At 44.2% G+C, this 12,502-nt stretch carries 11 protein-coding genes; 9 read left to right on the plus strand and 2 right to left on the minus strand.

Annotated features, from left to right (window positions below):
* Positions 1 to 103 precede the first annotated feature (103 nt).
* From R7Q11_RS04310 to R7Q11_RS04320, 3 genes are all read left to right on the plus strand, one after another.
* Positions 104 to 2,464, plus strand: a complete 2,361-nt coding sequence (locus R7Q11_RS04310; RefSeq protein WP_005375118.1) for a Lon protease family protein — start codon at positions 104 to 106, stop codon at positions 2,462 to 2,464.
* 293 nt (positions 2,465 to 2,757) lie between these two features.
* A complete protein-coding gene (locus tag R7Q11_RS04315) occupies positions 2,758 to 4,386 on the plus strand; it encodes a methyl-accepting chemotaxis protein (protein WP_042521649.1) in 1,629 nt (542 codons plus the stop codon).
* A gap of 396 nt (positions 4,387 to 4,782) precedes the next feature.
* On the plus strand, positions 4,783 to 5,763 hold the full coding sequence (locus R7Q11_RS04320; protein ID WP_042521647.1) for a porin: 981 nt from the start codon (positions 4,783 to 4,785) through the stop codon (positions 5,761 to 5,763).
* A 124-nt stretch (positions 5,764 to 5,887) separates the two neighbouring features.
* Here R7Q11_RS04320 and R7Q11_RS04325 read toward each other — a convergent pair whose 3' ends face one another.
* On the minus strand, positions 5,888 to 6,634 hold the full coding sequence (locus R7Q11_RS04325) for a flagellar brake protein (RefSeq protein ID WP_042521645.1): 747 nt from the start codon (positions 6,632 to 6,634) through the stop codon (positions 5,888 to 5,890).
* 127 nt (positions 6,635 to 6,761) lie between these two features.
* Here R7Q11_RS04325 and R7Q11_RS04330 point away from each other — a divergent pair, with 127 nt between their 5' ends.
* Together R7Q11_RS04330 and R7Q11_RS04335 are read left to right on the plus strand one after the other, a co-directional pair.
* Positions 6,762 to 7,037 carry a GNAT family N-acetyltransferase gene (locus tag R7Q11_RS04330; protein WP_017635482.1) on the plus strand — a complete coding sequence of 92 codons (276 nt, stop codon included), beginning with the start codon at positions 6,762 to 6,764 and terminating at the stop codon, positions 7,035 to 7,037.
* Positions 7,034 to 8,011: an ecdysteroid 22-kinase family protein gene (locus tag R7Q11_RS04335; protein ID WP_225466242.1), complete on the plus strand. Its 978-nt coding sequence runs from the start codon at positions 7,034 to 7,036 to the stop codon at positions 8,009 to 8,011. Before R7Q11_RS04330 ends, R7Q11_RS04335 begins: the two co-directional genes overlap by 4 nt.
* Before the next feature lie 46 nt (positions 8,012 to 8,057).
* On the opposite strand, the gene R7Q11_RS04340 is transcribed toward R7Q11_RS04335, so the two are convergent.
* Positions 8,058 to 8,558 (minus strand): GNAT family N-acetyltransferase, encoded by a 501-nt coding sequence (locus R7Q11_RS04340; protein ID WP_005375126.1) that lies wholly within the window; start codon positions 8,556 to 8,558, stop codon positions 8,058 to 8,060.
* Positions 8,559 to 8,953: 395 nt separating this feature from the next.
* On the opposite strand from R7Q11_RS04340, the gene napG reads away from it, so the two are divergent.
* The 4 genes from napG to R7Q11_RS04360 all read left to right on the plus strand — a co-directional run bounded on the left by napG (position 8,954) and on the right by R7Q11_RS04360 (position 12,447).
* On the plus strand, positions 8,954 to 9,724 hold the full coding sequence (gene napG, locus R7Q11_RS04345; protein WP_064369633.1) for a ferredoxin-type protein NapG: 771 nt from the start codon (positions 8,954 to 8,956) through the stop codon (positions 9,722 to 9,724).
* Positions 9,724 to 10,578 carry a quinol dehydrogenase ferredoxin subunit NapH gene (gene napH, locus R7Q11_RS04350; protein ID WP_064369634.1) on the plus strand — a complete coding sequence of 285 codons (855 nt, stop codon included), beginning with the start codon at positions 9,724 to 9,726 and terminating at the stop codon, positions 10,576 to 10,578. Before napG ends, napH begins: the two co-directional genes overlap by 1 nt.
* 199 nt (positions 10,579 to 10,777) lie before the next feature.
* Entirely contained in the window at positions 10,778 to 11,959 is a 1,182-nt protein-coding gene (locus R7Q11_RS04355) for an MFS transporter (protein WP_005375129.1), read from the plus strand.
* Between the two features lie 206 nt (positions 11,960 to 12,165).
* A complete protein-coding gene (locus R7Q11_RS04360) occupies positions 12,166 to 12,447 on the plus strand; it encodes a YrhK family protein (RefSeq protein ID WP_025768568.1) in 282 nt (93 codons plus the stop codon).
* Positions 12,448 to 12,502: the final 55 nt, after the last annotated feature.

Raw genomic sequence — 12,502 nt, forward strand, 5'->3', positions numbered from 1 at the left:
TTCATAAAATGTCCAATCAATCTAGGGTGGAAGGTAAATCACTTAAAATTAAGCAAATAATCTCTACACTCAAATAACGAAAATAAGAAAAAAGGAAGTGGATATGGCAATACTAAGATTGGAAGCTAAGCAGCTATATTCTGTAGCAGATCTAGAGAATATGCCATGTAAGTCGACCAAGGAGTTACCTCCAATTGATGAAATCGTGGGCCAAGAGCGCGCGCAAAAAGCGGTCGAGTTTGCGATGTCCATCAAAGAGAAAGGGTATAACATCTACGCCATTGGTCAGAATGGGCTAGGTAAACGCACCATGATCTTGCGCTATCTGAATCGTCACCAGCACGATGCAGCAGCCCTGTTTGATTGGTGTTACGTTGCGAACTTTGAGGATACCCGTACACCAAAGGTATTAAAGTTGCCTTGTGGTATCGGAAATAAGCTACGTGTTGATATTGAAGCTTTAATGGGCAAATTATTGAATGCTTTACCCCTAGCATTCGACAATGAAATGTACTTTAGCCGCGCTGAGCGATTAAAAAATCAATTGGCAGCTAAGCAACAAAACGAGCTGGATCGTATTAGTCGAGAGGCAAAAGAAAAGGGCATCAGCCTAACACTGACTACGCAGGGGGATTATCAGTTTGTCGCCATGAACGGTGATGAGCTTCATACGGAAGAGTCTTTTGATGTACTAAGCAAAAAAGAACAAGAGCAATTCAGCGATGCTATTGATGAACTCGAAGTGCGATTGCGCTCGATGGTTCGTGAGCTTACGGAGTGGGAAGAGACATACAGCGATAAAATCAAAAAGCTCAATGATGAAGTGACGCTTGATGTGATTACTCACTTCATCAAAAAACTCAAAGTGGATTACGCGCAATATTCCGAAATCAAAACCTACTTAACTGAGCTGCAAAAAGATATTGTTGAAAACGCAGATATCTTCCTTGACCAAAGTGGCGAGCAAGGCGAAATTGCGACGGCATCCTTGGATAAAAAATTGCCACGTCGTTATAAAGTGAACGTCTTGGTAAGCCGTAAAAGCAGCGAATTTCCTATCGTTGTTGAAGAAAATCCCAACTATCATTCACTCTTCGGGTCGATTGAGACTGCCACTTTCAAGGGAACGGTGTTTACCGACTTCTCGCTGATTCGTGCAGGGAGCTTGCATAAGGCGAATGGCGGCGTTCTATTAATGGATGCTCAGAAAGTACTTGAACAGCCTTACGTTTGGGATGGTTTGAAGCGCGCATTGCGTGCTCGTCAATTGAGTTTTACGTCTCTAGAAAAAGAAGTCACATTGACGGGGGCGGTATCACTCGATCCTGAACCGATTCCGCTTGATATCAAAATTATCTTATTTGGTGATTACCGAACTTACCAATTACTCCAACATTACGATCCAGAGTTCAGCGAGTTGTTCCGCGTGACGGCAGATTTCGAAGACGAAATGAAACGTACGCCGGAGTCTGAGCTGCATTACGCGCGCTTTATCTCTAGCGTGGTGCATGACAATAATATGCTGCATTGCGATCGCAAAGCCATTGCTCGAATCATCGAATACAGCTCACGTTTGTCTGGCGACCAATCCAAGCTATCTCTACATTCGGCTAATATCGCCAACTTGCTTCGAGAGTCGAACTACGTGGCTCGTCAAGCTAACTCTAACATGATCCGTATTGGGCATGTTGAAGAGGCGCTCAATAACCAAGAAATGCGAGTAAGCCGATTACGCGATAACGTAATGGAAACCTTTATTAACGGCACAACGCTGATTCGCACCGAAGGAGAAGCCGTAGGCCAAGTGAACGCACTTTCGGTATTGAGCACTAGTGACTACATGTTTGGTGCACCGAATCGCATCACAGCGACGACGTGTTACGGTGATGGGGATGTTATCGATATCGAGCGAAGCGTGGATTTGGGAGGCAGTATTCACTCTAAGGGCGTAATGATTTTGTCTGCCTACTTATCTTCCGTATTTGGTAAAACGGCACGAGTGCCATTAACGACAACCATTACCTTTGAGCAATCTTACGGTGGTGTTGATGGTGATAGTGCCAGCATGGCTGAGTTATGTGCGGTTGTGTCTGCTTTTTCAAAGCAACCAAATCGACAAGACATTGCGATAACAGGGTCGATGAATCAATTTGGTCAAGCTCAGCCTATTGGTGGCGTAAACGAAAAGATCGAAGGATTTTATGATGTGTGTGTAATTAAAGGTCGTCATGACGGGCAGGGGGTCATTATTCCGCGCTCTAATGTTCACAATCTAATGCTTCGTTCCGACATCGTGAAAGCAGTCGAAAAAGGCGAGTTTAATATTTGGGCGATTGACCATGTTACTGAAGCTATCGAATTGTTTACGGGGAAAGTTGCTGGTGAGCCAACTGATGAAGGTTCTTATCCAATCGATACCATTTTTGGCCTTGCTCAAGCTAAGCTCAATTCGTTGAGAAAATAGGCTGAAACCGTCCTAAATGTGAATGTATCTCATCATAAGTGATCATAATTTATCATAACGACAATATCCCGACGCCACTGTCGGGATATTGTCAATAACAGATTGAAAATGGAGAGTTTTTGTACTAGACAAAAGTGTGATCGACCTCTAATATTCGCCACTTGTTTATTCGTCTGGGATTTATCCCGTCGCAAGGAAGCATAGATATTCAAACTGCCGAAAAGTAACGTTGTTATAGGCACTGCTCGAGTTTGTTTGGATATAGACATCACGCATACAACTGAGGCCCTGTCATGCAGTTATCACTGAAAAATTTGTCAGTACGAACGCAAATTTTGGTTCCGGTATTATTTACCGCGATTGTTTTGTTTATTGCTCTTTGGATTACTAAAAACAATCTTCAAGCAGAGCAAGATGTTATTGCTTCCAACCAAGAATCTTTGGTTTTTCACAAAGACACATTGGCGAGTATTGACGATCAAATTTACCCTCTGCGCATAAGCGCGGTTTACGCTATTTACGATGCTTCTCGTCGTGAGAATTTTCTAACCGAATTGAAAGAAGGCTTAAAGCAAGTTGATGCCGATTTAAGCGCAATTGAAGCCCGAAACCTATTCCGTGACGATGCCGTTAAAGTTCGCCAAGCAATTGAATCCTATGTGCGATATTCAGAGCGCTCAGTTGATTTCTTCAACCAATACGATCAAGGTTTGAAATCGGATAGCGAGTACCGTGCATTTGTCAAAGAGTATCGCAATGTTGGCCGAGAAATGGTCCAACAAATTAACACGCTATCAAAGCATGTAAACGAGCAAGCTGAACAATCTACTATCAGAAGTCATCAGCAAAATGAACGTGTGCAAAATAACGCTATGTTGACGGTTTTAGCGGTATTTGCTTTCTCATTGATAGGCGCTTGGTTCCTATCTGGCATGATTGTTACACCAATCCAAAAGCTGCAAGAAGTGATGCGTCAGTTAGCAATGGGTAATCTATCAGTACGTGCAGATGTCGATGGGGACAATGAGATCTCTAAGCTGAGCAAAGATGTAAACCAAACCGCAGAGCAGTTATACAACACTGTGGACCAGTTAACCCGTATTAGTGAGGAAGTTGCATCTGCATCGACCGAATTGGCTGCGGTAATGACGCAAGCGGAAGCGAACGCTCAACAAGAGTTGGCGGAGATCGAGCAAGTTGCATCTGCGGTTAACGAGCTTGCAAGCACTGCGAATAATGTGAGTGATAACGCGACCTCTGCTGACGCAACTGCGCGTGAAGCTGATGGACTTGCTCAATCAGGTTTGGCTATCTTCCAAGAAAGTGCGGAAGCAAGTGCGCAAATGTCTCAAGCATTGAACGATGCAGCGCAAGTTGTTTTGCGTCTAAAAGAGCAATCTGTACAGATCAACGATGTTATTGAAGTGATTCGCGGCGTATCTGAGCAGACCAACTTGCTAGCATTGAATGCTGCGATTGAAGCGGCGCGAGCTGGTGAATCTGGTCGTGGTTTTGCGGTAGTAGCTGATGAAGTACGCATGCTAGCGGCGCGTACTCAAGACTCGACACAAGAGATCCAAACGATCATTGAAGAGCTTCAAGCGCAGTCTGGGCTGGCGAATGACAGTATGCAAGTCAGCCTTGATATGCTTAGCCGCAACAACGAGCTGACGCAACAAGCGAATGAAGCGTTGGTTGGAATTACCGAGTCGGTCGCCAACATCAACGATTCAAACACGCAAGTAGCAACCGCAGCCGAAGAGCAGTCTCAAGTTACTCAAGATATCAATCGCAACGTGGTTAACATGTCGGAGCTTGTAAACCAAAATGTAGCGGGCATCAGCCAGAGTGCAAGTGCGAGTACTGAGCTTTCATTACTTGCAGAGAAGCAGAAAGAGCAATTAAGTTTCTTTAAGCTTTAATTCATCATCTACTTATCAAATCTCTAAATCCCTGAGTGAATGCTCAGGGATTTTTTTGTTTGTAATAATCGGATTTATTATCAATAAGTCTATCTAAAACAGTTAGTTAACAAGATTTTTTGCGGGCGATGTCACGTTTTGTGATATTGTTTTTACATTTTTTTCGTCAATTTTTTTTTGACGCGAACATTTTTTTTAACTCAACCGATAACTTGATGGTTGAGAGGTATTCATATCGCCATTTTAAGTGGTGTTTTCTTCTATAAGCGCTGTTTATTCAACACGTTGCGTGAAAAATAACAGCTGCTACTATGCCGCCAGTTTTCTCGTTGGTACAGAAAAGTCCTGTTTTTCTGGTGAGAAAACACATATAAAACAATGATATGGAAAATAACAATGAAATTAAAAACTTTAGCTGTAGCAGTGGCGCTAATGGCATCAGGATCTCAAGTTGTCGCTTCAGAACTATACAACCAAGATGGCACTTCTCTTGAGATGGGCGGCCGCGCTGAAGCGCGTCTTTCTATGATGGATGGTAAGGCAGAAGACCGTACTCGCATCCGTCTTAACTTCCTAGGCAAACAGGAAATCAATGAAAACCTATACGGCGTTGGTTTTTGGGAAGGTGAGTTTGTAACTGAAACTTATGATGTATTTGATTCTAAAGGTAACAAAGTTGGTGAGACAGACAGTCTTGAAACTCGTTACGCTTATGCGGGGCTGGGTGGCAAATACGGTGAAGTAACTTACGGTAAAAACGACGGCGCACTAGTGGTTCTTACTGACTTTACTGATATTATGGCTTACCACGGTAACACAGCAGCACTTAAACTGCCTGTTTCTGACCGTACAGATAACATGCTGTCTTACAAAGGCCAATTCGAGCAACTAGCTGTACGCGCTAGCTACCGTTTTGCTGATCGCACAACAGATGCACAAGGCTTTACAGACAACGAGGAAGATGGCTTCTCTCTATCTGGTGTTTACGCGTTTGCTAACACTGGTTTTGAACTAGGTGCTGGTTACGCAGATCAAAACGACAGCGATGAGTTCATGCTGGTAGCTGCATACTCTGTAGGTGACTTCTACTTCGCTGGTAACTACACTGGCGCGGATATGGATGTTGCAGGTAAGACTTTTGATTACAAAGGCTACGAACTAGCCGCTGCTTACACTATGGGTCAAACTGTATTCACTTCTACGTTCAACAAAGGTGAACTAGAAGACGCAGATACTGTAGAAAACCTAGCTGTTGATGTAACTTACTACTTCAAGCCTAACTTCCGTGGCTACGCATCATACAACTTCGATCTAATGGATAACGAAGGCGCTGATGAAAAAGATGAGCTAGCGCTAGGTCTACGTTACGACTTCTAAGTCATGACTCTTATCTAAGATACTGCCTTATTCTTAGTAAATAAAAACCCCTTACTGAAAAGTAAGGGGTTTCTTGTTTTCTAGCACTTCAAAGCTTCTTGATAAGCGATAGGGGTTATCAAATCTATCTTTTTAGTGTGAGCTTAGTACCATCAAATTTGAGGTGACTGAGGAGGTTTTTAGCGTTGTTTTTACCAACCTCATCAAACTCCATTCCGTAGCGAGCATAGTGCGTTGATTTTTGTAAATTACAAATACGACCTCGCAATGGCGCTAGCATACGACTCTCTCCGGGCATCGTTAGATCCAATGAAACGTGGTCACCAACCTGAAGTGGCCGGCTCATTGGTGATGTTACAAAACGACAGCCACTACGAGATAAATCTCTTATTTCGCATTCAGTTCGATAGGCTTCTAAACAAACGCGCGCTCTCAAATTTACTTCGTAACGCACTTCTTTGCGAAGCTGAAAGACCTGCATAGTGTTGGGTAGGTCTAGCACCAAAATTGGGTACGGATCGCCTAGTCGATGCTGTAATTGGGCCCGAAATGGGATAACGGCCCCTTCACCTCGATGAGAGTAGGCTTTTACATTGATCCAAAAGCCTTCTTGAAAATAGAACTTCAAGTCTTCATCGGAGATGTTCGGAACCTCTATCAATGCAGTATTATTTGAGTGACAGCCAACAAATGTGCTGGTTGTAATAAACTTTGTACCAACGGGGGTGGTGACGTTTAAGCTCACTTCACTGCCATGTTCGACCATTGCCATTGCATCGGTGCTATTTAATGTACTTGCCTGACGTTCTGGTGCCTTCTTGCTTTGCAGAGGTAGCTTGCCGTCTCTGGCAATTGGGCTCATATTTCTCATTATAATTGTCGTACCTGATGTAAGAAGGTAATCGCGTGAGGCGAAGCAGCACTCTCGCATGGTATCGATTTTATTCAGTGATATAGTTTGATTCAATCAATCTGTAACAAAAATTAGAGAGCAAGATATGCATAAAGTAACTCATGAGACCACGAATAGTACATTCTGGGTTGATTTAGAGCAGGGTTATAAAGCCAAGGTGATTTATCAGCTTAAGGGTAATGTCATGCACATTACATCAACGGTTGTTCCTGAAGCACTGCGAGGTAAGGGGTACGGAAAAGTGATGATGGAAGCGGTGTTGCCAGAAATTGAGTCACTCGGTTATCAAATCAAACCAGTTTGCCCATATGTTATTCACTATATGGAGAAGAACCAAACGTGGTCACATCTGCTCGCATGATGAGTAACAACCACCAACGCTACCAAACTATTGGCCAGGAACTCAATCTCGGTAATTACCGCTCTGTAGAAGTCATACAATCGCTATGGGGAGGCTATGGGGAGTTAGTCCGAGTTACTTATTCTACTGGTTCGGTGATCATTAAGCATGTAAAACTCCCTAAGCCTTCAGAGCATCCTAGAGGCTGGAATACGGACCGTTCTCATCAAAGAAAGTTGCACTCTTATCAGGTGGAACTAAATTGGTATGAGTATTTTTCCGGAGGGGTGGATACTCGCTGCCGAGTACCACAAGGTCTAAAAACGTTCCAATCGGAGAATGAATGGCTCATTGTGATGGAAGATCTCGCCGAGGTGGGCTTTCCAAAAGTCATCACAGATGCACAGCTAGACCATCTACAAGCCTGCCTCACTTGGTTGGCGAACTTTCATGCGCGATACATCGATGTTCGTTCTGATAAGTTGTGGCATACCGGTACATACTGGCACTTAGCAACCAGACCCGACGAGCTTGAAGCACTGCAAGACACTGAGCTACAAAATGCGGCTCAATTGATTGATCAAACGCTTTCGCAAGCTAAGTTTAAAACACTAGTACACGGTGATGCCAAATTGGCGAACTTCTGTTTTGATGAAGAAGAATCAAGCGTTGCTGCGGTTGACTTTCAATACGTTGGATGTGGGTGTGCAATGAAAGATGTGGCACTGTTTATGAGTAGCACCGTTAAGCCAGAACGTTGTGCAGAGATGGAAGTTTGGGTTTTGGATACGTATTTTGCTCAGTTGCAACACGCGCTAATGGTCTATCAACCGAATCTTGACCCTAATGAAGTCGAGCGTGAATGGCGTCCTTTGTTTGCTGTGGCTTGGGCAGACTTTCAGCGATTTGTGAAAGGTTGGAGTCCCGACCACTGGAAGATCAATCCCTACACAGAAGCATTGACTCGCAGAGCGTTGGCTTACTTACGAAAGTGAGTCGAAGTTTAAAAAGAAAAGCCTCCAATTAGTAGGAGGCTTTGTTTTATCTTTGGCCTGGTCTGATGCGCGCCATGTAATAGGTATTGATGAATTCACCATCACGGAAGGAACCGTCAATCGCTTCACCCTCAATTTGAAATCCATGCTTTTTATAAAGCCCAATGGCGGCGTCGTTATCGGCATTGACCTCTATCTGAATTCTTCTCACATTTAACCAGTTATCTGCTAGTTCAGTGACTGTTTCTATCAATTTGCTACCAATACCGAGTCCGTGGAAACTATCATGTACTCCAATGCCAAACGATGCCGTGTGCATCGTTCTTGGACGTAGAGAGTGGTGAAAGCCAATATTACCGACGACTTTACCATCAATTTCAGCGACATAGCTATAAACACCATCAGGTATGTTTGACAATCTTTCCACCCACATCGTGAGCGAAGGCTTTGGGAGTTGCAGGGTTTCACGTTGTGCTTTTGGTTGTGAATAGATTTCTACGAGTGCCGCTGCGTCTTCGACGGTCGTTGGACGTACGATAATTTCCATGCCTCTCTCCTTCGCTTTTTAGTTTTAATTTTTAATCTAACCACAGTTTTCTTATTTGGATAGTGTTTTTTTATGTTTAATGGATAAATACCTTTTAAATTAGCTTGTTATGATGTCTTTTTTTGAATTTTTAGTAGTGATTTATCATCGAATTGAGCGAATAGATTGCAAAGGTGTTGAATTATTGTACTGAGAATGGCGCGTACTGCAGAGTATCGTGGTGAATTTCATGTCGCAGTAAATAAACGCATTTAGTCAAACTGTGACGACGGCACTGTGCGTCAGTTGACTTGAATCAATAGAGGATGGAGTTACCTCCTATGAGGTATAGGGAAACGACACGTTTAGGGCTATTTATGCTTAACTTGATAAGGGAGTTTTGTTGAGGAAATAGCATGAAATCCTCTCAGTCTAAAATATCGCAAAGTCGGCGCCGATTTTTGCGTGATACAGCTCGGACTGCGGCTGGTGTTGGCGCAGCTGCGTGTGTATTGGGCTTACAATCGCTACAAAGCCAAGCTCGAGAAACCAAAGGTGTGCCTATTCGTCCGCCAGGTGCATTGCCGGAAGGCGATTTCGAATCAGCTTGTATTCGATGTGGCTTGTGTGTTCAGGCATGTCCTTACGATACCTTGAAACTTGCGACATTACTTTCACCCGTCGCGACTGGCTCACCTTACTTTACTGCACGCGATATTCCCTGCGAAATGTGCGAAGACATTCCTTGTGTTGTCGCTTGTCCGAGTGGGGCGCTGGATCCGAAACTAACCGATATTGATGATGCTCGAATGGGTACAGCGGTTCTTATTGACCATGAAACTTGCCTTAACTGGCAAGGGTTACGATGCGACGTTTGTTATCGCATTTGTCCGCTGATTGATGAAGCCATCACGTTAGAGATGGTTCACAACGACCGAACCGGCTATCACGCCAAACTTATCCCTACAGTGAATTCCGAAGTGTGTACCGGATGTGGTAAGTGTGAACAAGCGTGCGTGTTGGATGTCGCTGCTATTAAAGTTGTCCCGACGGATTTGGCGAAAGGCAAAGTGGGCAGCCACTACAATTTTGGTTGGAAAGAGATCGACAAACCACTCGAAAATATCCTCCCTAGTGAGACGCCTGTGCCGGAAGGTGCGCTTGAATCGCTAAAAGGAGGTAAGTAATGGCAAAGAATTTAGCTCAAAATGCTGGCAAAGAAGCGCTTGAAAAGCTTGGTTGGTGGCGCGCGCATCGGTTTTTGATTTTACGTCGGCTATGTCAGTTCACCATCATTGCGCTATTTATGGCTGGGCCGACGCTGGGAATTCTAACTGGTAATCTGTCATCAAGTATGTTGCTCGATACCGTGCCGTTAAGTGACCCGTTAATTGTGCTTCAAGCTTTGGCGACAGGGCATGTTCCGGAGTTTAATGCGTTGTTAGGCGTAGTGATTGTCGTGGTGTTTTACGCGATTTTGGCGCCGCGCGCATTTTGTGCTTGGGTGTGCCCGTTGAACATCGTGACAGACTTGGCGGCGTGGTCGCGTCGAAAGCTCAACATTAAAGCGAGCTATCGTTGGTCTCCCGTGATTCGTTATTGGCTGATCCCTGTTTTGATGTTGGGCAGTGCGCTGTCTGGCGCAATTCTTTGGACATGGTTAGATCCAGTGGCGGCACTGCATCGCGGGTTGGTGTTTGGTATGGGCGCAGGTTGGGTGTTGATCGCCCTAGTGTTCGTGTTGGATTTACTCTTGGTTGAGCATGGATGGTGTGGGCACTTATGTCCACTGGGGGCTACCTATGGCGTGATAGGCCGAAAAAGCCTGTTGCGCGTTACTGCTGTTCGCCGCGAAGATTGCACCAAATGCATGGATTGCTTTTACGTTTGCCCAGAACCAGAAGTGCTTCGGCAGCCTTTGAAAGAGGGAGATCGTCGAGTTATGGATCAAAACTGCATTAGCTGTGGTCGTTGTTTGGATGTATGTCCAGAACATGTGTTTGAATTTAAAAATCGCCTATCAGTAAAAGTCATTGATTAAGCCACTGAGCACATTTACTCATGATTTATTTCTCTTGATACTTGAACATCGCGCTTCACCAAGGAGTTAAGTGCGATGTTTGTCTTCATAACAATATCCCTCAGCCATATCTGCTTGCTCTGGGCTGAAAATAATAATGATATTGCGAATTTGTTACATTTAAAGCTATGATGATGCCTTCATATTTAAAGGAAACATCATGACTACCTCATCGCACGGCTGGAGAACGCCGCAAAATTTCCTCCTGTTAATTTCCATTATCGTGCCCATTGCTTTTTCTACCTGGATGGCGTTGTTGAACAACTTTGTTATCGAGAAAGCAAACTTTGATGGTGCCGACATAGGCTTATTGCAAAGTGTGCGTGAAATTCCGGGTTTTTTGGCCTTTACCGCCGTGTTTGTATTGCTGTTTATCCGAGAGCAACGCTTTATGCTCGTTTCTTTGGCGATGCTTACGCTTGGTACGGCATTAACAGGTTATTTTCCCACTTTGTACGGTCTACTTTTTACAACCTTGTTAATGTCCACCGGCTTCCATTACTTTGAAACACTCAAGCAGTCTTTGTCTTTACAATGGCTATCTAAAGAAGAAGCGCCAGAAATGCTGGGTAAGTTTATTTCTGTTGGAGCTTTGGCTTCTCTGTTTACCTACGGCGCCATTTGGGTTTCGCTCGAACAGCTCAAACTTGATTTTAAAACGGTCTATTTAATGGCTGGTGGTTTAGGTTTTGTGCTCATTTTGGTGATGGCATTTGCCTTCCCACAATTTAAGACAAAAGTGCCTCAGAACAAGAAGCTCATCCTGCGTAAACGTTACTGGTTATACTATGCGCTTACGTTTATGAGTGGAGCACGCCGTCAAATTTTTACGGTGTTCGCTGGTTTCTTGATGGTAGAAAAGTTTGGTTACTCCGCCGCAGATATTACGTTGCTGTTCCTGATTAACTATGTCTTTAACTTCTTGTTTGCGAAGCGAATAGGCCGTTTTATCGGCGTTGTTGGTGAGCGCAAAGCGTTGATGTTTGAATACGTCGGTTTGATCTTCGTGTTCGTCGGGTACGGTTTGGTGCAAACGGCAGAGTGGGCGGCAGCATTGTATGTTGTCGATCATTTATTTTTCGCGTTAGCGCTTGCGATTAAAACCTACTTCCAGAAAATTGCCGATCCTGCCGATATGGCGTCGACCGCGGGCGTTGCGTTTACGATTAACCATATTGCGGCGGTTGTAATACCTGTTACGTTTGGTGTGATTTGGCTGGTTTCACCTGCTAGCGTATTTTACATCGGCGCTGGCATGGCAGCAGTGAGCTTGCTGTTGTCACTCAATATTCCAGCGAAGCCGGAAGAAGGCAACGAAACTCGCTTGTTGAAGTGGAGTTAAGTTGGCACTCACTATCTAATCATTAAAGCGAATACCTGTAATTAGACTCGCTGAAAAGGGTGCTTATGCGCCCTTTTCTTTTGATCGCAAATAGATAATCCCCCCAATGGTTGTCAATGCATGCTACGTCCGTTAGGGTTTAGAACTAAGTATTTCGAAATAACTTGGGCATAACTGACGCGAAATAATAAGAGGGGAGCTATACAGTGCAGATACATGGCAGAGAGTTGGATTTAGATCTAGGAAGCCGTCACATCGTTATTCAGCGCCGCTATGAGGCGTTAGGTGCTGCAAACGACCTACTCATTGCTATTTGGTTTTTAATTGGTAGTTTTTTCTTTTTGAATGATTCGTTGATTGAAAGTGGTACTTGGCTTTTCATCGTGGGCAGTGCGCAGTTGATCATTAAGCCCCTGATAAAACTGATGAGTTTAGTTCATGTTGGTCGTTTGAATAAGCAACTTTCTGGCACATCAGCGAGCCGCTGAAATTACCGCTTCTTTTGAATACTTGCAAGCAAGAAGCCAGCAGGCAAGTTATCGA

The organism is Vibrio sp. 970 (genome assembly GCF_033339075.1).

Excerpts from the sequence above, each read along its gene's own strand:
- R7Q11_RS04315 (WP_042521649.1), top strand. The coding sequence starts at position 2,758 with ATGCAGTTATCACTGAAAAATTTGTCAGTACGAACGCAAATTTTGGTT.
- R7Q11_RS04325 (WP_042521645.1), bottom strand. The coding sequence starts at position 6,634 with ATGAGAAATATGAGCCCAATTGCCAGAGACGGCAAGCTACCTCTGCAA.
- napG (WP_064369633.1), top strand. The coding sequence starts at position 8,954 with ATGAAATCCTCTCAGTCTAAAATATCGCAAAGTCGGCGCCGATTTTTG.
- R7Q11_RS04330 (WP_017635482.1), top strand. The coding sequence starts at position 6,762 with ATGCATAAAGTAACTCATGAGACCACGAATAGTACATTCTGGGTTGAT.
- R7Q11_RS04355 (WP_005375129.1), top strand. The coding sequence starts at position 10,778 with ATGACTACCTCATCGCACGGCTGGAGAACGCCGCAAAATTTCCTCCTG.
- R7Q11_RS04335 (WP_225466242.1), top strand. The coding sequence starts at position 7,034 with ATGATGAGTAACAACCACCAACGCTACCAAACTATTGGCCAGGAACTC.
- R7Q11_RS04320 (WP_042521647.1), top strand. The coding sequence starts at position 4,783 with ATGAAATTAAAAACTTTAGCTGTAGCAGTGGCGCTAATGGCATCAGGA.
- R7Q11_RS04340 (WP_005375126.1), bottom strand. The coding sequence starts at position 8,558 with ATGGAAATTATCGTACGTCCAACGACCGTCGAAGACGCAGCGGCACTC.
- R7Q11_RS04310 (WP_005375118.1), top strand. The coding sequence starts at position 104 with ATGGCAATACTAAGATTGGAAGCTAAGCAGCTATATTCTGTAGCAGAT.
- napH (WP_064369634.1), top strand. The coding sequence starts at position 9,724 with ATGGCAAAGAATTTAGCTCAAAATGCTGGCAAAGAAGCGCTTGAAAAG.